Genomic DNA, 22279 nt, shown 5'->3' with positions numbered 1-22279 from the left:
GGTACCAGCCGGTGGAGACCCCGGAACCGTGCAAATGCGCGAAGCGCGGATGGTGAACGAGTGCCGCAAGCGGCGCTAATTCGCTTTGTCTGCCATGGATTGGAGGGATAATCCCAACCGCACTTCCGGCAATGAAGGTGTGCCTCTTCAGTAACCCCGGCTGATGGAAAGCCGGGAGAGAACAAAAAGGCCCGCACCGTCGTTGCTTCAGATGTCCTCGCATTTTCCGGTTGGCCGGAATAGCGACTGGAGGGGTTAATTCCAGGTACCTTACCGATTTTCTCACCACATCGAGGATCGGCGGACACCCACGGGCACGTGCGACTTTGGGCTGAACCCGAAATAAGAATATTCGCCGACATAATCAAGAATTTTTTTCGCCTATGCCCGAAAAAATTATTGAACAAATCGGCGCATTTTGTTCAATAACTTGCGACAGTTAACGAGGGCTTCGCCATGGACACTTTGACCCGGATTCGCGCCTTCATCGACGTGGTCGAAGCCGAAGGCTTTTCAGCGGCGGCGCGCAAGACCGGACGCTCCAAGGCGCTGCTTTCCAAATATGTCCGAGAACTCGAGGATGAGCTCGGTGCTCTCCTGCTCAATCGCACGACCCGGCAATTCTCGATGACCGAGGCGGGCCACACCTATTATCGCACGGCTTCCGACATATTGAAGGAAATCGACAACCTCGCCGATCTCGTGCGCGAGAGCAATCAGCAGCTCAAGGGCCGCCTGCGCGTATCCGTCCCGCGTACCTTCGTCGACGCCGACGTCGGACAATCGCTAATCGACTTCGCCAAGGAAAATCCTGACCTCGCGCTGGAGATCTCGGCCGACGACCGATTCGTCGACCTGATCGAGGAAGGCTTCGATGTCGCCGTACGCGTCACCAAGCTCGAGGATTCCGGCATGATTGCCCGCAAGATCTCGGATTTCCGGGTTCACATCTGCGCGACCAAAGAATTTCTCGATCGCTATCCGACATTGGAGCATCCCAACGATCTGGCGAGCGTACCCTTCATCATCGATACCAATAACCGTTCGCAGAACAGCATCCGCTTCTTCAATCCTGACAACACCACATTCAATGTCGCGATCAGCGGCCCCGTCGAAGTCAATAGCCCGCACGCTACGCTACGCGGCGCTTTGTCCGGACTCGGTGTCGCCGTGATTCCAGACTTTATCGGCCGCAAAGCAATCGAGAGCGGAGAGTTGCTGACGCTGTTCAACGATTACATGCCGACCGACCGCGGCATTTACGCTGTTTATCCGCACCGCCGCTATCTTCCGGCCAAGGTCCGCATCTTCGTCGACTATCTGCATAACTGGTTCCGCAAGCACGGCTGAGCATTTCAGCCCCGCCGGCCGGTCCCAATTCCGTCTTATTTGCTCACCAGAAAACGCAGTGAATCAATGCTCACGAAACACATCGGACGCATGAGAATATTCACGACCGCCTATGCCATTGCCCTGATCGGCGGCCTGTTGCTTGTGCCGGCCGCAGCATCCGCGCATCCGCATATCTTCGTGGAGGCCCGCCTGGAAGTACTCGCGGGCTCGGACGGTAACGTGCAGGAACTGCGCAATGTCTGGCGCTTCGACGAGGTCTTCTCCTCCTCGGTGCTGATGGATTTCGACAAGAACACCAATCTGAAGCTCGATCCCGACGAGCTGAAGGAGGTCGGAAAAACCGTCCGCGACTCGCTGGCCGACTATGACTACTACACAAATCTGACGTTCAACGGCAAAGCCATCAAGGTCAACAAGCCGGACGTCATCAATGTCGACTACAGGGACGGCCAGCTCCTGATGTTCTTCGCCGTCAAACCGTCCGAGCCGATGCCGCTGAAAGGCAACAAGCTGAGCTTCGGCATTTACGATCCGACACTCTACACCTCGATCGATTTCCCCAGCGACAATGAGCTGGTAACGGAGGGTGATGCCTTCAAAAGCTGCACGCAGAAGGTCGTGCGCCCCAATCCGGACGAGGTCATCGCCGAAAACAAATCGACATTGACGGATGCCTTCTTCAACGATCCGACGGGAACGACCATGTCGAAGCTTTTTGCAACGCGGATGGACGTTCAATGCTGACGTTCCGCATAGCGAAGCTGCTTCCGGCAGTGGCTCTCGCTCTTCTGGGGGCGGCAAGCCTTGCCCACGCCACCGGATCGCCGCTCGGCATCGGCACTGCGGAGCCGAGCTTCCAGCCGGTCGGCGGGCCTCTGGCGCCGATCTTCCTCTATGTGAACTACGAGCAGCAGGCCTTCTATCGGGCGCTTACCAAATCCATCGAGGCCATGCGCAGGGATCCCTGGCAGCTCTGGACGCTGATCGGCCTTTCCTTCGCCTACGGCATCTTCCATGCCGCCGGCCCCGGCCACGGCAAGGCCGTGATCTCGTCCTACATGGTGGCCAATGAGATCGAGCTGAAGCGCGGCATCGTCATTTCGTTCATCTCTGCCTTCATCCAGGGTCTGGTTGCCGTTCTCGTCGTCGGTGCCGCTTATTTCGCCCTGCGCGGCTCGGGCATCACCATGACGATGGCCACCAATGCGATGGAGATCACTAGCTTCGTCATGGTGATCATCTTCGGAAGCTGGCTACTGTTTCGAAAATTGCGCTCGATGATCCGGAGCCGGCCGCAATGCCGGGAAGTGCAGCTCGCGACATCGGCCGGTCCGATCGGCATCTCGCTGTTCGAAGACGCCTCGAACGACACGGCTCCCGTTCAAAGGCTCTCCCACGTCCGCACCACGCCACCGGAGGGCAACCGGTATAATTGCGACGATCCGACCCACGATGCGGCCAATGGCATGGTCTGCGAGAGCTGCGGCCATTCACACCTGCCCGACCCGAAAATGCTGTCGAACGAGAAATTCAGCGTCCGAGAAGCCTGGTCGGCGATCATCACCGTCGGCCTGCGCCCCTGCTCGGGCGCTCTGCTCGTCATGACTTTCTCTATGCTGAATGGGCTCTATCTCGGCGGCCTGCTGTCCGTCGTTGCCATGTCTGTCGGGACGGCGCTGACGGTGTCGCTGCTCGCCACGATCGCCGTCTTCGCCAAGGGAACGGCCGTGCACTTCACGGGCCGCGGCTCGCGACTGTCGATGTGGGTCAGCAATGGCATAGAAATTCTGGGCGCGCTGCTGGTCATCTGCACCGGCATCGTGCTGCTCGGCGCGTCGCTGCAGACCTGACCCGGTCGGTGGATTATCGGCCCTTGCGCCGCTGGTAGCGGGCTCTCAGCCAGAAGACCAGGAAGAAGGCCAGGATGACGAGAACGCCGAAACCGGTGCCGAGCCACGGCGAAACATTGCCGAGCCAAACGATCACATCGGGCATCAGGTACAACAGCACCATCGCGGCCAGCAGGATGATGGCGGCGGCGATCGCAGTGGAGCGGGTTTCGCTGTTTTTATCCGTCAAGATGGGCATTCCTTCGCGCACCACTACTCATTGTCCGGCGAAGGCTTAGGCCGGCCGCCCGCGAAACGCAACCGGCCCTTTTCTGGACGATAGTCAGACCTTGGCGCTCGCAACCGTTGCCTCGATATGGTCGACCAGCGCATCGGCTAGACCAAGCCGGCCGGCGAGAAGATCGAGATAACCGCGTTCTGCCCGCGAATCCGGCTCGATCGCCAGGCGGGAGGCGGTGTAGACCTGCACGCGCTGCTCTTCCGTTTGCGCCGACGCGATGATGGCGTCGAGATCGACGGGATTGGAAAGCTCGCGCTCGAAAAAGGCCTGCGCTTCCGCATCGACGCCCGCCTCCTGCACCTTGCCAAGGATATGCTGCCGCTCCGCATCATCGATATGCCCATCGGCACGGGCTGCTGCGATCATGGCGCGGACGAGGGAAAGCGCGAAATCATTACTGGCAATCGCCGGCGCAGTGCTGAAGCCGGAATTGGTAGGCGGTGGCAGAAATTGCGGTTCCGCCTGCGAGGCGGGCTGCGGCGTCGTCTGCGGTGTATTGCCGGCCTGATAGTTCTTGTAGGCCTGGTAGCCGAGCCCGGCGATAGCGGCGAGACCGCCAAGCGTCAGTACGTTGCCCGCAATGTCGCGGCCTGTCTTCGTGCCCAGCAGCACGCCGGCGATAGCGCTGGTCGCCAGCGGGTTGTCTCTGGCGAGATTGATGGCCTCGCTCGCCTTGTCTCTTACGCTTCCCTGCATTCCCGGAACTTGCGATCCGAGGAACTGATCCAGAAGCTTGCGGGCGTCGATCATGTCGATGGTCCTCCGTCCTTTGTGAAGCATGATCCCAAAACGTACGCAGCGTTTTTTGGGCGAGATCATGCGCAAACAAGATTGCGAGAGGGAGATAGGAAGGTGGGACCGCAAATACAAATCCGCTGAAAAGCAAAAAGGGCGCGCATGAGGCCATGCACGCCCTTTGATCGATCTTCCGGAAGGCTCAGCCCTTCAGTGCAGCGGCTTCGGCGGCGAGCTTGGTGATCCCAGCCCAATCGCCGGCCGCGACCAGTTCCTTCGGCGCAACCCAGGAGCCGCCGACACAGATGACGTTCGGCAGCGACAGGTACTCATGGGCATTCTTCAGCGAAATGCCGCCGGTCGGGCAGAACAGCGTGCCTGCCAGCGGCGAGGACAGCGCCTTCAGATAGGTAGCGCCGCCAGCCTGCTCGGCCGGGAAGAACTTCAGCACCTTGTAGCCTTCCTCGCGTAGCGCCATGACCTCGCTCGCCGTCGCCGCACCCGGCAGCAGCGGCACGTCGGAGGTGCGGGCAACGTCCAGCAGCTCCTGCGTCGTGCCGGGGCTGACGATGAATTTGGAGCCGGCCTGAACGGCCGCCTCCCATTGCGCGACATTCAGGATGGTGCCGGCACCGACTTCGGCGCCTTCGACTTCCTCGGCCACAGCGCGGACGGCATCGAGCGCGCCGGCAGTCCGCAACGTGATCTCGATAGCCTTCAAGCCGCCGGCAACGAGCGCGCGGGCGAGCGGCACGGCCGACTTCGCATCTTCGACGATGAGGACGGGGACGACGGGCTGCAATTTCAGGATGGAAAGAAGCTTTTCGGTTTTCTCGCCCATGATCGGCGTTCTCCCTTAAAACGATTGAAATCCGGTCTCGGAATAGCCTTCCGGAGGGTCCTTGTCGAGACAAAAGCTAAGTTTGAACATGACGGGTAGGAAATGCCAAAAACTTCCGTTAGTCTACCTCGATATGATGCTGGCGGAGCATGTCGGGCATATGGCAAAAGAGATCGAGCGAAAGTTTCTGGTCCGGGGGGATCATTGGCGCGACCTCGTTTCCGAGAAACTCATCTTACGGCAGGCCTATGTCGCCTCCATGGACGACCGTTCCGTTCGCGTTCGCCTGACGAACCACACGGTCGCGACCCTGACGATGAAGATCGGCAGGGCGATGACGCGGGATGAATTCGAATATGAAATCCCCGTCGCCGATGCTGAAGAGCTGCTCGGCAATGCCATCGGTCTCGTCATAGAAAAGATTCGCCACAAGGTCCCCTATAAGGGCTTCGTCTGGGAAGTCGACGTCTTTCGTGGCGTGCATCGCGGTCTGGTAATCGCCGAGGTCGAAATGGAGGATGAAAGCGACGATCCGGAATTGCCGGACTGGGTCGGCCGCGAAGTGACCGGCGAATACCGCTATTCCAACCAGGCCCTCGCGACGCAATTCGAACAGGAATACGATGAGTTATCGCATTCGGCCTGACAAGGCCTTTGATGACGAGGTGCAAGCCGCCGCCGCGCAGCAGCTCGGTAAGGTTATTGCGGCTCTCACCGACCGGCCGGAGGGATTGCATGAGGCGGTGCATACTGCACGCAAGCATATCAAACGCGCACGCGCGCTCTATCGGCTGGTCGCCCGGCGAGCACCGGAGTTCCAGCAACAGGAAAACGACAGGCTGCGCGAGATGGCGCGAACGCTCTCCAGCGTTCGCGACGCCACCGCCTTGATCGAGGCCGGCCGCTATCTGCAGGAAACGGCGACATCCGAGGACGAGGCCCAAGCGCTCGCCCGGGTCATCGATGTGCTCACGGCCCGGCGCGATCGGTTATCGGCGGAAGAAACCGATCTCGAAGAGAAGGCGGAAAAAGCGGTCGCTACCTGCCGCGAAGCATTGGACGCGCTGAATGCCACCTCCTTCGACAGCGGCCGGCGCGCGACCGCGCGAATCTTCCAAAAGAGCTGGCGCAAGGTAGGCTGCAAGGCGACGAAGGCGCTCTCCGAATGCCACGCCCAAGGCCATATCGACCAGTTTCACGAGTTGCGCAAACGCAGCCAGGATTGCTGGATGCACCATGCACTGCTGCGCGACATCTGGCCGGCGGCCATGCACGCAAAACAGCTCGAAGCCAAGGAACTGGTCGACATACTCGGACGCTATCTCGACCTGTCGATGCTATCCGAGGTCACCGATCGCGAACCGCATCTCTTCAACGGCAGCGACGACCGCGCCCGCTTGCTGGAGGCAATCATCTCCCGCCAACAGACGGCCCGCCATGAAGCGCTGACCAAAGCCCGCTGGATTTTTGCGGACGAGCCGAAGCGGGAAGCGCGGACGATCAAGCGGCTTTGGCTGGAAGCAGGGGATTGAATAAATCGCCCATGCACGCTCAGGGCCGAAAAGAAAGAGATTGTCGCAGCGATAACTTTCAGCAGCCGCCTACGAAAGACACTTCTCCATCCAGAAATTTTCGAGCATCTGCCCACGCTTTTCCACTGTCTGCGATGCCAGGACGCGAAAGCCTCTTCGCTCGAAGAACGGTCTGGCGGTAAGGCTCGCCTCTGTGAAAATACGACTGAGCCCTAGCCTTTTTGCCTCTGTCTCGACCGTTGCCAGGAGCAAACTGGCTGCGCCGATACCTTGATAATCGGGATGAACAAACATCATATCCAGAAGCCCGTCGGGCAGTAGATCCGCGAACCCGATTGACACATTCCCATGCTGAACCATCCAGGCTGGCCTGCTTGACCGTCGTTTCGCCCAGGCTTCCCTGTCTTCCACCTTGGCCCAGGCATCGATTTGAGCGTGGTTGTAGTCCTTCGACGCCACCTCCCGGATTGCCGTCAGAAATATGTCGATGGTCAGATCGGCATCCGCCGGGACATATGGTCTTACCGTCAGCATGTTGTCAGACACATCAACCTCATCGCCACGTACCGATCGCTTTTGCGCGTATTCTTATAGGGTAGTGCAGAATAAGGAACTCCCCGCTGGCGGGAGTGACCCGATGGCGCAGCGTCAAAATACGAATCCCGATTGCTTGCCGGCGCGCAAAATTGTATTTCCGCGGCATGACCGACATCCTTTCTACCCCACGGCATGAGGCAGGAGGCGCGTTCCTCGTTGCCGCCCTCTATCATTTCGTTTCCCTCCCGCGTTTTGAAGCCTTGCGGGAACCGCTGCTGGCGCTCTGTGAGGCAAGCGGCGTCAAGGGCACGCTGCTGCTTGCCCATGAGGGCATCAACGGCACCATTGCCGGCACCGATACCGGCATCGGCGCGGTTCTCTCTTTTCTGCGCGCCCGGCCGGAATTTTCGCGGTTGGAGCACAAGGAAAGCCGCGCGTCGAAAATGCCTTTCGTGCGCATGAAGGTGAAACTGAAGAAAGAGATCGTCACCATGGGGGTCGAGAATATCGACCCAAACAGGATCGTCGGCACCTATGTTGCGCCGAAGGACTGGAATGCGCTGATTTCCGATCCCGACACCATCGTCATCGACACACGCAATGACTATGAGACCGCCATCGGCGTCTTCAAGGGCGCGGTCGATCCGAAGACCAAAACGTTCCGCGAATTTCCCGAATGGGTGCGCCAGAACGAGGGCCTGCACAACAAGCCGAAGATTGCCATGTATTGCACCGGCGGCATTCGCTGCGAGAAGGCGACCGCCTTCATGAAGGAGCAGGGTTTCGACCAGGTTTATCACCTCAAGGGCGGGATCCTGAAGTATCTCGAGGAAGTGCCCGCCGAGGAAAGCCTGTGGGAAGGCGCCTGCTTCGTCTTCGACGAACGCGTCTCCGTCGAGCATGGTCTGAAGGAAGGCAATCACAAGCTCTGCCACGCCTGCCGCAACCCGATCACCGCAGAAGAGGTTACCTCGCCCTTCTACGAAGCCGGCGTCTCCTGCAGCCATTGCTATCACGACCGCACTGAGGAAGACCGCAAGCGCTTCCGCGAACGCCAGCGCCAGGTGATGCTCGCCCGCAAACGTGGCCTGGAGCATATTGGCGGCTAAAGAATTTAGAGCAATTTCAGGAAAAGTGCGAAGCGGTTTTCCGTCCGGAATTGCGTAACAACAATGGCATAGAGCGGTTCAACGCAGTGAACCGCGCTATGCGGCTGCCTCGCGCTCGACATCGAGCACGCGGGCCATCTGCGCCTTCAGCCGCTTGCTGATTTCGGCCTCCGGCAACGGTTTGCCGAAGAAATAGCCCTGCAGTTCGTCGCAACCGAAGCGCTCCAGGGCGTTCCCCTGCTCTTCGGTCTCGATGCCTTCCGCCGTCACGGGAATGTCGAGCGAACGCGCCAAAGCCACCGTCGCCTGCAGCATATCGCGGGCGCGGCTATCCTCCAGCACATCCATGGTCAGCGACCGGTCGATCTTGATGCGATCGAAGCCGAATTGCCGGAGATATCCGATCGAGGAGAAGCCCGAGCCGAAATCATCCAGCGCCACCTTGACGCCGAGACGCTTCAGCCGCTCGATCGACTGGCGGGTGCGCTCGGGATTCTGGATAATGTAGCCTTCGGTGATTTCCAGCGTGACGCGTTCGGCTTCGATCTCGGTATGGTTCAGGACATGTCGGACATAATCGGCAAAGGCAGGATTGCGGAATTGTCCCGGCGAGACGTTGACGGCAATCCGCAGATCCGGCCATTGCCGCGCCGCCTCGCAGGCCTTACGCAACACGAACAGCCCGAGTGCTTCGATCAAACCGCTGGTTTCGGCAATGGGAATGAAGGTTTCGGGCGAAATCGGCCCATAACCGGGCCTGTTCCAGCGGACCAAAGCCTCCACGCCGGTGATCTCATGGCTCGTGGCGTCGACCAGCGGCTGATAGGCGAGCGTCAGCTCTTCCTTTTCGATCGCGTTGCGCAGATCGAGTTCCAGCGCGTTGCGCTCCTCGCGATCGGCATCCATCGCCGTCTCGTAGCAGGCCATACGGGCACGTCCGGCTTCCTTGGCCTTGTACATGGCAAGATCGGCGCGGCGCACCAGCTCCTCGCGGCCGATGCGGCCCTCCGGCGAGCTGGCAATGCCGATACTGGCGCCGACGACCACCACGCGACGACCGATCTCCAGCGGCTCGGCAAAGAAATCCAGCACCTGCTCGGCAAGTCTGAGCGCCGGCGCGTCGTTCAATTCCTTGGTCGGAAAGGCGACGGCGAATTCATCACCGCCTAGCCGCGCAAGAATTGCCTTCGGCGGAATAAGCACATTCAGCCCGGCTGCGACGGCGCGGATCAACTGGTCGCCGGTGCCGTGGCCATAGGAGTCGTTGATCTCCTTGAAGCCGTCGAGGTCGAGATAGAGCAACAGCACATTGCTGCCGTCGGCGCGGGCGCTCTCGACCAAGCGGTCGACATCGAGACGAAGGCCCTCGCGATTGAGAAGGCCGCTGAGCCGGTCTCTGAGCGAGCCCTGCCGCGCCAGCGCCTCTTCCGCCCGCAGCCGGCGTCCTGCCAGCGACCCCAGGATCAGCAACACGACGAAAAACATGCCGACCAGGCCGAGCGCACCGAGCACCAGTGGGCTGGCCTGCTGATAGCTTACGTCACCGGGACCGCGCGAAGTCCAGACCAACCGTCCGAGCGGCTTGCCGAGCGGGTCGACGATCGAAACGGCATAACGCGCAGCCGTTTCGGGCGGCACCAGCTTGAGACCGCTGATAACGTAAGTAGTGGAAAGCATTTTGATCTTGGCCGCATCGAGATGTCGGACGAAGATCAGATAGCGGCGCTTGCCTTCCGGCACGGGGATACGGCCAGAGTTTTCGCGGATTGTCCCCACACCAACGGCGGCAATTCCCTTATTGGTCATCACGTAGCCGCTCGCCTCGGGAACGCCGGTGACCCGCGTCTTGCGCACCTGATCCACCAAGGCCCAAAGCGAGGGACCGAAGACATCCTCGATCCTGTCGGTCATCGGCTTGCCGTCCTGATAGGCAATGATCGGCTTATTGTCGTCGTCGACCACCAGTGCCATGTCGAACAGGGCGCCGTCGGAGGACATCTCGCCGTAGTTGCCGGCGATCCAGTCCTGATCATTTTCGTCATAGACATTTTTGGCGGCAGCGTTGCGCGCGGCATAGTCATGCAGCGTGGCATCGAGCAGCCCTTCGAAGGTTTTCAGCGCACCGGCGGTGGTTTCCCAGGAGCGCTCGTCGTCCAATTTGTTGGAATAGTCCGCGACCCGACCGATCGCCGTCAGCACCATCAAGGTAACGACGGTGACCACCAAGGCGAACGAAAACAAAACGGCCGTCACGATTGAATGACGACCGAATTGCGTATTCCGCCGGAATGACCCGAAAACTGCTCCCAACGCACTTCTCCTTGGCGGGGAAGTCTGCCGTCAGGTCTTCAAGAAACGGTTAAAGCGCACCTATGATTATTGCAGTAAAGGGTTGTATTTTTAGCACCGCAGCCGCCGTTCACACGGATGCGCGGATCGCCTCCAAGAAACGATCGAGGCCCGCTTGCAATGCGCCATTCCGTTGTGCTTCCGCCAGGATCGTCGCCTGGGCTTCATCGCTCTTGCCGGCGAGCGGCACCCGCAGAAAAGCCTCCGGTACGATGCGGAGCGACATTGTCTTCAGCACTTCGGTCAGTTGTTCCAGAACTAGATCGCCACGATGCGAGGCATGCGCAAACATCAGAGGCTTGAACGGCACCTCGTCGCGCGACACCAGCCAATCCAATGCGTTCTTGAACCCGCCGGGAATGCCATGGGCATATTCCGGGCAGGAGACGATCAGCCCGTCCGCATCGCGGATCTTCGCCGCAAAGCCTTCGACGACGGGCGGCGTCCTGTCGCCCTCATGATCCGGATTGAAGATCGGCAGACTGCCGATCGAGTCGCAGATTTCGATGGAAACTCCGTCGGGCGATATCAGCCGCAGGGCTTCCAGCAGCCGAAGGCTGGTCGAAGCCTGCCTTTGGCTGCCGCAGAGTGCGTAAAGGGAGAGCGGGCGCTTGATCATGCGCAAGGCTTATCAGGTGCCGGCGATTCGAGCGACCTTCACCCTCTCCTTCTGGAAAGATCGGAAAGGCGGCACTAATCAAGCCGCCTTGTGATTTCCTTTCGGAAACTGCCCGGCGAGTTCGCGATACCACTTGCCGCTCTTCTTCACCGTACGCACCTGCGTCTCGTAATCGACATGCACGAGGCCGAAGCGCATGCGATAGCCTTCCGCCCATTCGAAATTGTCCATCAGGCTCCAGGCGAAATAACCGCGCATCGGATAGCCGTCCTTGATCAGGTCGGCGACGACGCCGAGATGGTCGATGTAGTAATCGAGACGCGGCTGGTCGTCGACTTCACCATTGACGACCCCCATGTTGTAGCAGGCGCCGTTTTCGGTGATGTAGCATTCCGGGAGTTCGTAACGCTTGTAGAGGTCCTGCACAACGTGCTTCAGGCCCGGCGCATAGATTTCCCACCCGATATCGGTCTTGGCGGTGCTGACAGGCGGGGCTTCCTTCGTCCAGGGGAAATCGCCGCTTTTCGTCGCATCATCGAAGACCCGCATCGGCATATAGTAATTCAGACCCCACCAGTCGAGTTTCTGGTTGATGATCTTCAGATCGCCATCCTCGATAAGGGGCGTACGGTCGCCCAGCGCCTCGACGAATTCCTTCGGATATTCGCCCTTGAAGATCGGATCGAAGAAGGCGCCATTGTGGAACTGATGCGCGCGCTCGACGGCAGCCTGATCTTCGGCGCTATCGGAGCCCGGAAGGATCGAAGCGGCATTGAGCACGATGCCGACCGGCACCTTCGGCGCTTCCGCGCGGATTGCCTCGACGCCGAGGCCATGCGCGAGATTCATGGTGTGCATGGCACAAAGCGCGGCCTGCATGTTGCGTTCGCCAGGCGCATGAATGCCATAAAGGTGGCTGAGCCAGACAATACACCATGGCTCGTTGAAGGTGGCGACCGAATCCAGCCGATCGCCGAGGCGCGCCACGACGGTCTTGGCATAACGCTGATAGGCGTAGGCCGTCGAACGTGCCGTCCAGCCGCCGTCGCCTGCAAGCGTCAGCGGCAGGTCCCAATGATAGAGCGTCGCGAAGGTCTTGATGCCGCGCGCTTTGCAGCCGTCGACGAGACGATCGTAGAAATCGAGGCCCGCTTCGTTCACCGGACCGGTGCCATCGGGAATGATGCGCGGCCAAGCGATCGAGAAACGGTAGGCCTCGACGCCCATCTCCTTGATCAGATCGAGATCCTGTTCCAACCGGTTGTAGTGATCGCAGGCGATATCGCCGTTGTGGCGGTGATAGACGCGACCTGGCATGTTGGCGAAAGCATCCCAGATCGACGGCTTGCGGCCATCCGCTTTAGTGGCGCCTTCGATCTGAAAGGCGGCAGTGGCAACACCGAACGTGAAATCGCCCGGGAAACGGGCGGCGAAGCTCTTTGGATCAATCATGACTAATCTCGTTTCTTTCAAACGGCGGGACGGTCGACGGCGAACGACCCGCGCTCACGAATTGGGCCCGAGCGCGGTGTAAACCAACGAAAACGTCCTTGTACAGTCCTGAAATGACAAGCCTGCAACGTTGCAGCCAGAAGTCGAAAAGGATGGGGGCAGCAGACAACCGGCCGCCCCGCACCTAGATCAGACCTTCACCCAGGCACCATTGCGCTTCGAAGACGCAACGCAGGCTTCGACAAAAGCCACACCCTTCACACCGTCATCGACGGTGGGGTAGACCACCGCCGGATCGACGGCGACGCCCTTCTTCCGGGCATTGATGGCACGCGCAGCCTCGGTGTAGATCGTGGCGAAGGCTTCGAGATAGCCTTCCGGATGACCCGAGGGGATGCGCGAGACGCGCGCCGCGGCTGCACCGGAACCTGCACCGTTGCGGGTGATCAGGCGCTTCGGCTCGCCGAACGGCGTGTACCACAGATAATTCGGATCGGCCTGCGTCCACTCGATGCCGCCCTTGGTGCCGTAGACGCGGACCTTAAGGCCGTTCTCGTGGCCCGGCGCCACCTGGCTGCACCACAGCATGCCCTTCGCCGGCTTCTCCTTACCCTTTGCCTTGAAGCGCAGCAGCAGATGACCATTGTCGTCGAGCCGGCGGCCTTCGACGAAGCTGTCGAGATCGGCGGCAAGGCTGTCGAGTTCCAGGCCGCTGACGAAGCAGGCGAGATTATAGGCATGCGTGCCGATATCACCCGTGGAGCCGCCGGCGCCGGATTGGGCCGGATCGGTTCGCCAGGCGGCCTGCTTCTGACCGGACTGCTCGATATTTTCCGTCAGCCAATCCTGCGGATATTCCGCATGCACGAGGCGGATATCGCCGAGGTCGCCATTGGCGATCATCTCGCGCGCTTGGCGGACCATCGGATAGCCGGTGTAGTTGTGCGTCAGGATGAACAGCGCGCCGCTTTCGTCGGCCACCTTCTTCAGCTTCTTGGCGTCGGCAAGATTGGAGGTCAGCGGCTTGTCGCAGATGACATGGATGCCTCGCTTCAGGAATTCCTTGGCGGCGTCATAATGCACATGGTTCGGCGTGACGATCGAAACCGCTTCGATGCCGTTCTTCAGCTTGGCTTCACGGATCGCCATGTCGCGATAGCTGGAATAGGTGCGCGCGGGATCGAGGCCGAGATCGCGCCCGGAAGCGACAGCCTTGTCCGGTGAAGCCGACAGCGCGCCGGCGGCGAGATCGAACTGGTCGTCAATGCGCGCGGCGATACGGTGCACCGCGCCGATAAAGGCTCCCGCGCCGCCGCCCACCATGCCAAGCCGAATGCGCGGCTCCCGCGTCTGCTCCGATGATCCTTCAATTGCCATATGGTCCTCCTGAATAAACTAGAATTCGCGTTTTGGTGCCTGTCATTCCAAGCCACCCGCCTCGCCCTTCGAGGGCCTTGCAGGCCACCTCAGGGTGAGGCTGATCTACTGCACCAGCACTACATCCTTCCACCTGTCGATGCCGAAGATGGTTCTTGTGGAGCTTCGCGAGAGCCGCTCCGCCCTCATCCTGAGGTGCGGAACCTCCTGAGCTCTGCGAAGGAGTGAAGCCTCGAAGGACGAGGGTGGCCCCGGCAGCATCCTCCCGCGCTTGAGAAGAGAAATTACGACAGCCCCAGCATGCGCCGGTTGGCAGCCTGATCCGTGCCGCTGCCGGCAAAATCGTCGAAGGCTTTTTCCGTGACGCGAATGATATGCGCCTTCACAAACTCGGCGCCCTCGCGCGCACCGTCTTCCGGATGCTTCAGCGCGCATTCCCATTCGACTACGGCCCAGCCATCGAAATTATTGGCCGTCATCTTCGAGAAGACGGCACCGAAATCGACCTGCCCATCGCCGAGCGAACGGAAGCGACCGGCGCGCTCGACCCAGCCCTGATAGCCGCCATAAACGCCCTGACGCCCGGTCGGATTGAACTCCGCATCCTTGACGTGGAACATCTTGATGCGGTCTTTGTAGATGTCGATGTTCTCGAGATAGTCGAGGCACTGCAGGACGTAGTGCGAGGGATCATAAAGCATGTTGGCACGCGGATGGTTCTTCACGCGCTCCAGGAACATCTCGAAGGTGATGCCGTCATGCAGGTCTTCGCCCGGATGGATTTCGTAGCAGACGTCGACGCCGTTTTCGTCGGCATGGTTGAGGATCGGCGTCCAGCGGCGGGCAAGTTCCTCAAAGGCGGTTTCGACAAGACCGGCCGGGCGCTGCGGCCAGGGATAGATGAAGGGCCAGGCAAGCGCACCGGAGAAAGTCGCATGCGCCTTGATGCCGAGATGCTTGGAAGCCGTCAGCGCCATCTTCACCTGCTCGACCGCCCATTCCTGGCGCGCCTTCGGGTTGCCGCGCACTTCCGGCGCCGCAAAGCCGTCAAAGGCCTCGTCATAGGCCGGATGCACGGCGACAAGCTGGCCCTGGAGATGGGTGGAAAGCTCGGTGACCTCGACGCCGTTGGCACGGGCGACACCGGCGAATTCGTCGCAATAATCTTTCGAGGAGGCCGCTTTCTTCAAGTCGATGAGCTGGCTCGCCCAGGTCGGAACCTGCACACCGATATAGCCTGCATCGGCAGCCCATTTGGTGATCGAATCCCACGAGTTGAACGGTGCCGCGTCACCGGCGAACTGGCCAAGAAACAGGCCCGGGCCCTTGATCGTCTTCATCAGTAATTCCTCCCTAATCGCGTTCTGTAAACGTTTCCGATACCCTTCCTACGCCTATCCGAGGCGGCTGGGATGCCGTAACCTCAAAAAATTATAGGGTCGTCGGGCTGAAAGTCGAATGCCTCATGACCTAATCACGGCCCGCTGCAGACGGCAAGAGGTACGTGCCGCAAAAAATGCCGGGGCTGCGAAACGGACCGGCAGCCGCATAAAAAACGCCCGCCGGAACCGGCGGGCGCATCTGGCTGAATCAACCGATCAGAAGGGTGAATCGGCGAAGTAGAAATCCTTGGCATTGTCCTTGGTGACCAAGGTCGCATCCAGGATATAGTTGCCGCGCACGGGAACCTGATCATAGAAGTTGGCAGCCGTCAGTTCCATGGCCGTCCCGACCATTGCCGGCGGATAGAGCACGTCGACCGGGATCAGCTTGTCGCCATCCATGACCTTCTTGACCATGTCCTTGGAACCGGCGCCGGCGATAACATACTGGATGTCGGTGCGCTTGGCCTGATCGATCGCCTGCAGCACGCCAACGGCCATATCGTCATCCTGGCACCATACGACGTCGATCTTCGGGAACTTCGTCAGGTAATCCTGCATCACCTTGAAAGCGTCGTCGCGGTTCCAGTTGCCGTATTGCCGGTCGAGAACCTTCACATTGGAGCCGGCGATACCCTTGTCGAAACCGTCCTGGCGCTGCTGGTCGATCGGGATCGGCAGGCCGCGGATGACGACGACCTGAGCATTCGGCGTATGGGCCTTGATATATTCGCCCGCCGTCTGACCGAGAGCAGGATTGTTGCCGGCAACATAGAGATCGCGGACGGAATTGTCGTTGTTGCTCGGCGCGCGGTCGACGAGAGCGACGAACTTGCCCTTGTCCTTGACTTCCTTGATCGCATTGACCAGCGGATCGGGATCCGACGGCAGGATCACGAGAGCGTCGATGCCCTGGGTCTCAAGGTCCTGTACCGCATTTGCCTGGCTTGCCGCGTCGGGCGAGGTCTTGACGATGACATTCAGCCCCGGATGTTCCGCCATCAAGAGCTTGGCGACGCGTTCGGCATGGAAGACGACGCCCGAGGTCCAGCCATGGTCCGCCGCCGGAATGGAAACGCCGATGGTGACCTTTTTGTCCTCGGCGTGGACCGTGCCGCCCAGAGCCGCCAGCACGACAGCCAGACCAATGAGTCTTTTACGCATATTTCATCCTCCCAGATAGAAACAGGGCATTGTCATAGAGGACCGGGCGCCCCTTAGACCCGGTTATTGCTGTTTGCGAGCAAGCGAGCGCTGAACCAGCATGGCGATGATGATGATCGCGCCCTGGATAGCACTGAGCAGATACTCGCTGATGAAATTGGAAAGCAGCATGATATTGCCGACCAGCTCGAGGATGAAGGCACCGCAAATGGTACCCCACACCCTGCCCGCTCCGCCCTTCAGCGCCGTGCCGCCGACGACGACGGCGGTGATCGCCTGCAATTCCCAAAGGTTACCGGTCGTCGCCGATGTCGAACCAAGCCGCGGCACGTAGAGAAGCACGGCGATCGACACACACAGGCCCTGGATGACGAAGGCGATGGTACGCACGCGATTGACCGCCACGCCGGAATAACGCGCAACATCGCGATTGGAGCCGACGGCGATGACATGCCGGCCGTAGCGAGTGCGGTAAAGAATGAAGGCGGCGACGCAGGTCACGAGAAGGATGACCGCGATCGGCACCGGCACGCCGAGCACGGAGCCATAATAGGCAGGCTTGTAGAGCGTCTGTATATCCGCCGCGCGCAAGGTGATGGCGCCGCCCTGCGACAGCCAGGTCGTCAAGCCACGGTAGACGCCCATCGTGCCCAGGGTCGCGATGAAAGGCTCTATCTTGCCCATGGTCGTGATCAGACCATTGGCGAGGCCGCACAGGAGACCGGCGACGATCGAGAACAACACAGCCGCCAACAGCATCAGCGCTGGATCGGCGATGACGCCTGAATTCAGCAGGAGGATCATCAGGCTTGCGACGAAGGCGACCATTGCGCCAACCGACAAATCGAGATCGCCCGCCGAGATGACGAAGGTGGCACCGACCGCGATGATCGCGATATAGGCGCATCTCGTCGCGACATTGGTAAGATTGGTTATGCCGATGAAGTTCGGGTTGACCAACGCCCCGACGATGAGAAGCAGCACCAACGCCGCAAATGGCGCGACGGCCCTGAGATCGACATCTCGCCAGGACCGGCCTCGCCGGCCTGCCTTCCCGCTGCTGTCTTCGCCCACGCTCATATCCAAAACCAACCTCCCGTTCCCATCATGGCTGGGAATTCGCCTTGCTCTCTTGCCGCCCGTTCAGGCCGCCGTCTTTTTCTTCAAGCCCGCCGCATAACGCATGATTTCCTGCTCGGAGATCTCCTCTCCTTCGAGCACGCCGACGATCCGGCCTTCGCGCATCACGGCAATCCGCGTGCACAGCCCGATGACCTCGGGCATTTCCGACGAGACCACGATGATCGAATGACCGTCTCGCGCCAGCGCCGAAATGAAATGGTAAATCTGCTGCTTCGTGCCGACATCGATGCCGCGGGTCGGCTCGTCGATGATGATGATCTGCGGCTCGGTCTCCATGACCTTCGCCAGCAGCAATTTTTGCTGATTGCCGCCGGACATGCGGCCGGCGATTATATTTCCATCACGCACCCGGATATCGAAACGGCGGCGTGCCCGCGCCAGCGCATTGGCTTCGCTAGAGGCGCTGAGATAACCGAACTTGCCGTGCCTATCCAGGGACTGGAGGGTCAGGTTGACAGCCATGCCCGAATTCAGAAGCAAGCCCTTGGATTTCCGGTCCTTGGTCATATAGGCAAGCCCGGCATTGATGGCCGCATGCACGTCATGTGGCGGCACCGTTTGGCCATGGGCGACGACCTCACCGGAGGCGCGTGAGCGCAGGCCGACCACCGCTTCCATGAGTTCTGTCCGGCCCGAGCCGATCATGCCCGAAAAGCCCAATATCTCGCCCTTGCGCAGCTCAAAGCTGGCATCATGGACATAGCCCGTCGAAAGAGCATTGACGCTTAGCACGACCTTTTCGTCGACATCGGGCTCGTTCTTGGCCGGGTAGAGGCTCGAAAGCTCACGCCCGACCATCAACTGGGCAATCGACTCGCCGTCGAGCAGCGAGGTCTGTGACGTCTTCACCCATTGGCCGTCACGCAGCACCGTGACGCGGTCCGTCAGCTCCATGACCTCGTCGAGCTTGTGAGACACGAATACGAAACTCGTTCCCTGGTCACGCAGCTTGCGCACCTGTTTGAACAGGAAGTTGGTTTCCTCCCGCGACAGAACGGCGGTCGGCTCGTCCATGAAGACGATCCTTGCCTCTCGGCTGATCGCCTTGGCGATCTCCACCATCTGCTTGTCAGCGATGGACAGCGTGCCGATCAGGGCATTCACGTCGACATGCGAGCCGAGAAGATCGAGGACACGCCGCGTTTCGGCGCGCATATATTTGCGGTCGAGCACGCCGAAGCGCGTGACTTCGCGGCCGAGAAACAGGCTCTCGGTCACTGTCAGATGTTCGGCGAGATTGAATTCCTGATGGATGATGACGATGCCGAGGGCTTCCGCACCGCCATTAGGCGGCAGCTTTACCGGCTGGCCGTCGAGCAGGATCTCGCCCGAGCTTGGCTGCTCGAAACCGGAGAGAATCTTGACGAGCGTCGACTTGCCGGCGCCGTTCTCGCCCATGAGCGCGTGGATTTCCCCGGCCCTAAGATCGAAATTGACGCTGAACAGCACCTGCACGCCGCTGAAGGACTTGGAAATTCGCCTCGCGGACAGCACCACCGCACCGTCGACGGCCTCCGAACTCATTACTACCTCCCTGTGGCCCCACACCACATCCATGTTGTGTAAACCTTTACATATTCCGTGTAAAGGTTTACATGGTGGCATGTAGCACAATTTATCGCGGTCGCCTTTGATCTCCGCGGAAGTCTGTGTAGTGTCCGGTCCGAGACGAGACCCAAGGCAGAGCGCAGTGTCTAATTCCACGCCCGCAACCATCGAAGACGTCGCCCGAATTGCCAATGTTTCGATCGCAACGGTCTCGCGGGCGATCCATATGCCTGAGAAGGTCGCGAACTCGACGCGCCTAAAGGTCAACCAGGCAATTGCGATCACGGGTTACACCACCAATGCCATGGCGCGCAGCCTGCGGCTCGGTCGGTCGAACATGATCCTGGTCGTCGCACCCGACATCGGCGATCCCAATTTCTCCAATATTCTCATCGGATTGGAGAATGAGGCGCGCTCGCACGGCTATGGCATCCTGATCGGCCACACGCAGAACGATGCGCAACGCGGGCTGGAATATCTGAAGTTCCTGAATTCCAATCAGGCGGCCGGTTTGATCCTGTTCACCGGTATCCTGCCCTTCGGACACCAGACCATGACGGCGCGGCTGCCGCCGAGCGTCGGCGTCTTCGAACCGGTCTTCAACGGCGGTATTCCCTATGTCGGCGTGGACGATATCGCCGGAGCGCGCAAGGCGGTTGACCTCCTCATCGCCGAAGGCCATCGGAAGATTGCATTCATCGGCGATTCGCGCACCCGCCTCGCCTATAACCGCCGTCGCATGGGCTATGACGCGGGGCTGGATGCCGCCCATATCGGTGCCGACCTCCGTATCGTGTTCGAGGGTGACGGCACCATTGAGAGCGGAAGGCTGGCCGTCGAGCAGCTTTTCATGCGTGACACGCTGCCGACAGCCTTCATGTGCGTCAACGATCAGACGGCCATCGGCGTGATGATCGGGTTAAAGGCACGTGGCTATGACATTCCAGGGGATTTTTCGGTGACCGGCTTCGACGATGTGCCGCAAGCCGTTTTCATGTCGCCCTCGCTGACGACCATCAGGCAGCCACGCACCGCCATCGGCAAGCACGCGATGTCACTCCTGATCGAGCTCCTGTCGGATGGCCAGCCAGCCGAGACGGAGATTTTGCTGCTGCCCGATCTGGTGGTGCGCAACTCGGTCTCGGCACCGTCGCGCGCCCGGCGATAGGAACGCGTTGCCATGCCGCTCGGCAGACTCGTCCTTTACGCCCGCGATGTGGAAGAAACGATCGGCTTTTACGAGAAGCATTTTGGCTTCAAGCCGCTCCGGCGTGAGGGCGATCGAATTGTCGAGCTGCTGGCACCGGATGGCGGCGCCAATCTGATGATCCATCCGGCAGGAAAGGCGCAGAAAATGGGCCAAGTGCTGGTAAAACTCGTCTTCGACATCGAGCATGTCGAAGCTTTCCGCGCCAAATGCGTGAGCGATGGACTGGAGTTCGGACCGCTGCATCAAGCCGACGGCCATGTCTTCGCCAATGCCAAGGACCCCTGCGGAAATTCCATATCCATATCGAGCCGCGCATTCCGGCGATAGCCGCGGGAGGCGATGGATCACCGCCTCCCGCCTTTTGATGATCAAACGTACCGATTGACGATGTTTTCCAGGAGCTCCTGCTTGCCGGACTTCGGCTGCGGGTTGATGTCCTTGCTCTCGACCCACTGGGCGATCTGGTCGAGGGAGTATTCGCCGCGCAGCAGCTTCTGGCCCTCAGCCGAATCCCAGCCGGCGTAGCGATCGGCGAGCGGCTTGGAGAGCGCCTTGTCCTCGATCATCTTGGCAGCGGCCTTGAGGCCACGGGCGCAGCAATCCATGCCGCCGATATGACCGATGATCAGGTCTTCCGGATCGAGCGACTGACGGCGCAGCTTGGCGTCGAAGTTGGTGCCGCCGGTCTTGAAGCCGCCGCCTGCCAAAACGTGGTAGTAAGCGAGCGACATTTCCGGAACATTGTTCGGGAACTGGTCGGTATCCCAGCCGGACTGATAGTCGTTGCGGTTCATGTCGATGGAGCCGAAGATGCCGAGGGCATTGGCGAGCGCCAGTTCATGCTCGAAGGAATGGCCGGCAAGGATCGCGTGACCCTGTTCGATGTTGACCTTCACTTCATTTTCGAGGCCGTTCTTCTTCAGGAAGCCGTAGACGGTCGCGACGTCGTAGTCATACTGATGCTTGGTCGGCTCCTGCGGCTTCGGCTCGATCAGGATCGTGCCCTTGAAGCCGATCTTGTGCTTGTACTCGACCACGAGATTGAGGAAGCGGCCCATCTGGTCCAGCTCACGCTTCAGATCGGTGTTGAGCAAGGTTTCGTAGCCTTCGCGGCCGCCCCAGAGAACGTAGTTTTCACCGCCGAGCTTGTGCGTCGCGTCCATGCAGGTCTTCACGGTCGCGGCCGAGAAAGCGAAGACATCCGGATCCGGATTGGTCGCGGCACCCGACATGAAGCGGCGGTTGGAGAAGAGGTTCGCCGTGCCCCACAGCAGCTTGACGCCCGTTTCGGCCTGCTTCTCAGCAAAGTAATCGACGATCTCGTTGAGGTTCCTCGTATTCTCGGCGAAATTCTTGCCTTCCGGACGCACGTCGGCGTCGTGGAAACAGTAGTAGGGCGAACCCAGCAGGGTGAAGAATTCAAAGGCGACGTCGGCCTTCAGCTTGGCAGCTTCCATTGTGTCCTGGAACCAGGGGCGGAGAAAGGTCTGCCCGCCGAAGGGGTCGCCGCCCGGCCAAGTGAAAGTGTGCCAATAGGCAACGGCAAAACGCAGATGGTCTTCCATGCGCTTACCGAGAACAACTTCATCCTTGTTGTAGTGCCGGAAGGCCAGCGGGTTGGTGCTGTCGGGGCCTTCGTATTTCACTTTCTTGATGTCACCAAAAAATCCGGTGCCCATAACTCATCTCCTTGGGTTTGGTATTCGGTATTCTTGTTTGTGCCGTGTGGCACCCCCTCATCCGACCCTTCGGGCCACCTTCTCCCCGAGGGGAGAAGGTACAGGCGGCTGCCGCAAAC

The 22279-nt window shown here is 60.1% G+C and carries 21 protein-coding genes; 8 read left to right on the top strand and 13 right to left on the bottom strand.

Annotated elements, in window-relative coordinates; genetic code table 11:
* Positions 1-456 precede the first annotated feature (456 nt).
* From K290_RS0115695 to K290_RS0115685, 3 genes are all read left to right on the top strand, one after another.
* Positions 457-1350, top strand: coding sequence for a LysR family transcriptional regulator (locus K290_RS0115695; protein ID WP_028752805.1), 894 nt, complete (start codon positions 457-459; stop codon positions 1348-1350).
* Positions 1351-1440: 90 nt separating this feature from the next.
* Positions 1441-2097, top strand: a complete 657-nt coding sequence (locus K290_RS0115690; RefSeq protein ID WP_037135577.1) for a DUF1007 family protein — start codon at positions 1441-1443, stop codon at positions 2095-2097.
* Positions 2091-3203: a nickel/cobalt transporter gene (locus tag K290_RS0115685; RefSeq protein WP_028752803.1), complete on the top strand. Its 1113-nt coding sequence runs from the start codon at positions 2091-2093 to the stop codon at positions 3201-3203. Before K290_RS0115690 ends, K290_RS0115685 begins: the two co-directional genes overlap by 7 nt.
* 13 nt (positions 3204-3216) lie before the next feature.
* Here K290_RS0115685 and K290_RS0115680 read toward each other — a convergent pair whose 3' ends face one another.
* From K290_RS0115680 to K290_RS0115670, 3 genes are all read right to left on the bottom strand, one after another.
* Positions 3217-3441 (bottom strand): hypothetical protein, encoded by a 225-nt coding sequence (locus K290_RS0115680; protein ID WP_037135575.1) that lies wholly within the window; start codon positions 3439-3441, stop codon positions 3217-3219.
* 84 nt (positions 3442-3525) lie between these two features.
* The gene (locus K290_RS0115675; RefSeq protein ID WP_028752801.1) at positions 3526-4233 is read right to left on the bottom strand and encodes a tellurite resistance TerB family protein; all 708 of its coding nucleotides are present in this window, start codon (positions 4231-4233) and stop codon (positions 3526-3528) included.
* A gap of 187 nt (positions 4234-4420) precedes the next feature.
* The gene (locus K290_RS0115670) at positions 4421-5059 is read right to left on the bottom strand and encodes a 2-dehydro-3-deoxy-phosphogluconate aldolase (protein WP_028752800.1); all 639 of its coding nucleotides are present in this window, start codon (positions 5057-5059) and stop codon (positions 4421-4423) included.
* Between the two features lie 160 nt (positions 5060-5219).
* Between K290_RS0115670 and K290_RS0115665 the strand changes: the two genes are divergently transcribed.
* Positions 5220-5705 (top strand): CYTH domain-containing protein, encoded by a 486-nt coding sequence (locus tag K290_RS0115665; protein WP_028752799.1) that lies wholly within the window; start codon positions 5220-5222, stop codon positions 5703-5705.
* Positions 5683-6591: a CHAD domain-containing protein gene (locus K290_RS0115660; RefSeq protein WP_028752798.1), complete on the top strand. Its 909-nt coding sequence runs from the start codon at positions 5683-5685 to the stop codon at positions 6589-6591. Before K290_RS0115665 ends, K290_RS0115660 begins: the two co-directional genes overlap by 23 nt.
* A 69-nt stretch (positions 6592-6660) precedes the next feature.
* On the opposite strand, the gene K290_RS0115655 is transcribed toward K290_RS0115660, so the two are convergent.
* On the bottom strand, positions 6661-7125 hold the full coding sequence (locus tag K290_RS0115655) for a GNAT family N-acetyltransferase (protein ID WP_028752797.1): 465 nt from the start codon (positions 7123-7125) through the stop codon (positions 6661-6663).
* A gap of 167 nt (positions 7126-7292) precedes the next feature.
* Between K290_RS0115655 and trhO the strand changes: the two genes are divergently transcribed.
* Positions 7293-8237, top strand: a complete 945-nt coding sequence (gene trhO / locus K290_RS0115650; RefSeq protein ID WP_028752796.1) for an oxygen-dependent tRNA uridine(34) hydroxylase TrhO — start codon at positions 7293-7295, stop codon at positions 8235-8237.
* 96 nt (positions 8238-8333) lie between these two features.
* On the opposite strand, the gene K290_RS0115645 is transcribed toward trhO, so the two are convergent.
* The 8 genes from K290_RS0115645 to K290_RS0115605 form a co-directional block, all read right to left on the bottom strand.
* Positions 8334-10547: a bifunctional diguanylate cyclase/phosphodiesterase gene (locus K290_RS0115645; protein ID WP_028752795.1), complete on the bottom strand. Its 2214-nt coding sequence runs from the start codon at positions 10545-10547 to the stop codon at positions 8334-8336.
* Positions 10548-10656: 109 nt separating this feature from the next.
* The gene (locus K290_RS0115640) at positions 10657-11202 is read right to left on the bottom strand and encodes an NADPH-dependent FMN reductase (RefSeq protein ID WP_028752794.1); all 546 of its coding nucleotides are present in this window, start codon (positions 11200-11202) and stop codon (positions 10657-10659) included.
* Between the two features lie 81 nt (positions 11203-11283).
* Complete coding sequence (locus tag K290_RS0115630; RefSeq protein ID WP_028752793.1) at positions 11284-12657, bottom strand: GH1 family beta-glucosidase; 1374 nt, start codon at positions 12655-12657, stop codon at positions 11284-11286.
* 189 nt (positions 12658-12846) lie between these two features.
* A complete protein-coding gene (locus K290_RS0115625; protein WP_028752792.1) occupies positions 12847-14034 on the bottom strand; it encodes a Gfo/Idh/MocA family protein in 1188 nt (395 codons plus the stop codon).
* A gap of 284 nt (positions 14035-14318) precedes the next feature.
* Entirely contained in the window at positions 14319-15374 is a 1056-nt protein-coding gene (locus K290_RS0115620; protein WP_028752791.1) for a sugar phosphate isomerase/epimerase family protein, read from the bottom strand.
* Between the two features lie 258 nt (positions 15375-15632).
* Positions 15633-16580, bottom strand: coding sequence for a substrate-binding domain-containing protein (locus K290_RS0115615; protein ID WP_028752790.1), 948 nt, complete (start codon positions 16578-16580; stop codon positions 15633-15635).
* A gap of 63 nt (positions 16581-16643) precedes the next feature.
* Entirely contained in the window at positions 16644-17660 is a 1017-nt protein-coding gene (locus K290_RS0115610; protein ID WP_028752789.1) for an ABC transporter permease, read from the bottom strand.
* Between the two features lie 63 nt (positions 17661-17723).
* Positions 17724-19247, bottom strand: a complete 1524-nt coding sequence (locus K290_RS0115605) for a sugar ABC transporter ATP-binding protein (RefSeq protein WP_028752788.1) — start codon at positions 19245-19247, stop codon at positions 17724-17726.
* Between the two features lie 166 nt (positions 19248-19413).
* On the opposite strand from K290_RS0115605, the gene K290_RS0115600 reads away from it, so the two are divergent.
* Positions 19414-20439 carry a LacI family DNA-binding transcriptional regulator gene (locus K290_RS0115600; protein WP_028752787.1) on the top strand — a complete coding sequence of 342 codons (1026 nt, stop codon included), beginning with the start codon at positions 19414-19416 and terminating at the stop codon, positions 20437-20439.
* 12 nt (positions 20440-20451) lie between these two features.
* The gene (locus K290_RS0115595) at positions 20452-20808 is read left to right on the top strand and encodes a VOC family protein (RefSeq protein WP_028752786.1); all 357 of its coding nucleotides are present in this window, start codon (positions 20452-20454) and stop codon (positions 20806-20808) included.
* A 41-nt stretch (positions 20809-20849) separates the two neighbouring features.
* Here K290_RS0115595 and xylA read toward each other — a convergent pair whose 3' ends face one another.
* The gene (gene xylA, locus K290_RS0115590; protein ID WP_028752785.1) at positions 20850-22160 is read right to left on the bottom strand and encodes a xylose isomerase; all 1311 of its coding nucleotides are present in this window, start codon (positions 22158-22160) and stop codon (positions 20850-20852) included.
* Positions 22161-22279: the final 119 nt, after the last annotated feature.

The organism is Rhizobium leucaenae USDA 9039, assembly GCF_000426285.1.
Taxonomy (GTDB): Bacteria; Pseudomonadota; Alphaproteobacteria; order Rhizobiales; family Rhizobiaceae; genus Rhizobium; species Rhizobium leucaenae.
Note: the sequence above shows the minus strand (reverse complement) of the source record. Positions and strands in the feature narration are given on the sequence as shown.

Bases quoted from the DNA above. Each gene is read 5' to 3' on its own strand.
- K290_RS0115630 (WP_028752793.1), bottom strand. From the start codon at position 12,657: ATGATTGATCCAAAGAGCTTCGCCGCCCGTTTCCCGGGCGATTTCACG.
- trhO (WP_028752796.1), top strand. From the start codon at position 7,293: ATGACCGACATCCTTTCTACCCCACGGCATGAGGCAGGAGGCGCGTTC.
- xylA (WP_028752785.1), bottom strand. From the start codon at position 22,160: ATGGGCACCGGATTTTTTGGTGACATCAAGAAAGTGAAATACGAAGGC.
- K290_RS0115655 (WP_028752797.1), bottom strand. From the start codon at position 7,125: ATGCTGACGGTAAGACCATATGTCCCGGCGGATGCCGATCTGACCATC.
- K290_RS0115595 (WP_028752786.1), top strand. From the start codon at position 20,452: ATGCCGCTCGGCAGACTCGTCCTTTACGCCCGCGATGTGGAAGAAACG.
- K290_RS0115680 (WP_037135575.1), bottom strand. From the start codon at position 3,441: ATGCCCATCTTGACGGATAAAAACAGCGAAACCCGCTCCACTGCGATC.
- K290_RS0115625 (WP_028752792.1), bottom strand. From the start codon at position 14,034: ATGGCAATTGAAGGATCATCGGAGCAGACGCGGGAGCCGCGCATTCGG.
- K290_RS0115620 (WP_028752791.1), bottom strand. From the start codon at position 15,374: ATGAAGACGATCAAGGGCCCGGGCCTGTTTCTTGGCCAGTTCGCCGGT.
- K290_RS0115615 (WP_028752790.1), bottom strand. From the start codon at position 16,580: ATGCGTAAAAGACTCATTGGTCTGGCTGTCGTGCTGGCGGCTCTGGGC.
- K290_RS0115665 (WP_028752799.1), top strand. From the start codon at position 5,220: ATGGCAAAAGAGATCGAGCGAAAGTTTCTGGTCCGGGGGGATCATTGG.
- K290_RS0115670 (WP_028752800.1), bottom strand. From the start codon at position 5,059: ATGGGCGAGAAAACCGAAAAGCTTCTTTCCATCCTGAAATTGCAGCCC.
- K290_RS0115685 (WP_028752803.1), top strand. From the start codon at position 2,091: ATGCTGACGTTCCGCATAGCGAAGCTGCTTCCGGCAGTGGCTCTCGCT.
- K290_RS0115695 (WP_028752805.1), top strand. From the start codon at position 457: ATGGACACTTTGACCCGGATTCGCGCCTTCATCGACGTGGTCGAAGCC.
- K290_RS0115660 (WP_028752798.1), top strand. From the start codon at position 5,683: ATGAGTTATCGCATTCGGCCTGACAAGGCCTTTGATGACGAGGTGCAA.
- K290_RS0115605 (WP_028752788.1), bottom strand. From the start codon at position 19,247: ATGAGTTCGGAGGCCGTCGACGGTGCGGTGGTGCTGTCCGCGAGGCGA.
- K290_RS0115675 (WP_028752801.1), bottom strand. From the start codon at position 4,233: ATGATCGACGCCCGCAAGCTTCTGGATCAGTTCCTCGGATCGCAAGTT.
- K290_RS0115690 (WP_037135577.1), top strand. From the start codon at position 1,441: ATGAGAATATTCACGACCGCCTATGCCATTGCCCTGATCGGCGGCCTG.
- K290_RS0115610 (WP_028752789.1), bottom strand. From the start codon at position 17,660: ATGAGCGTGGGCGAAGACAGCAGCGGGAAGGCAGGCCGGCGAGGCCGG.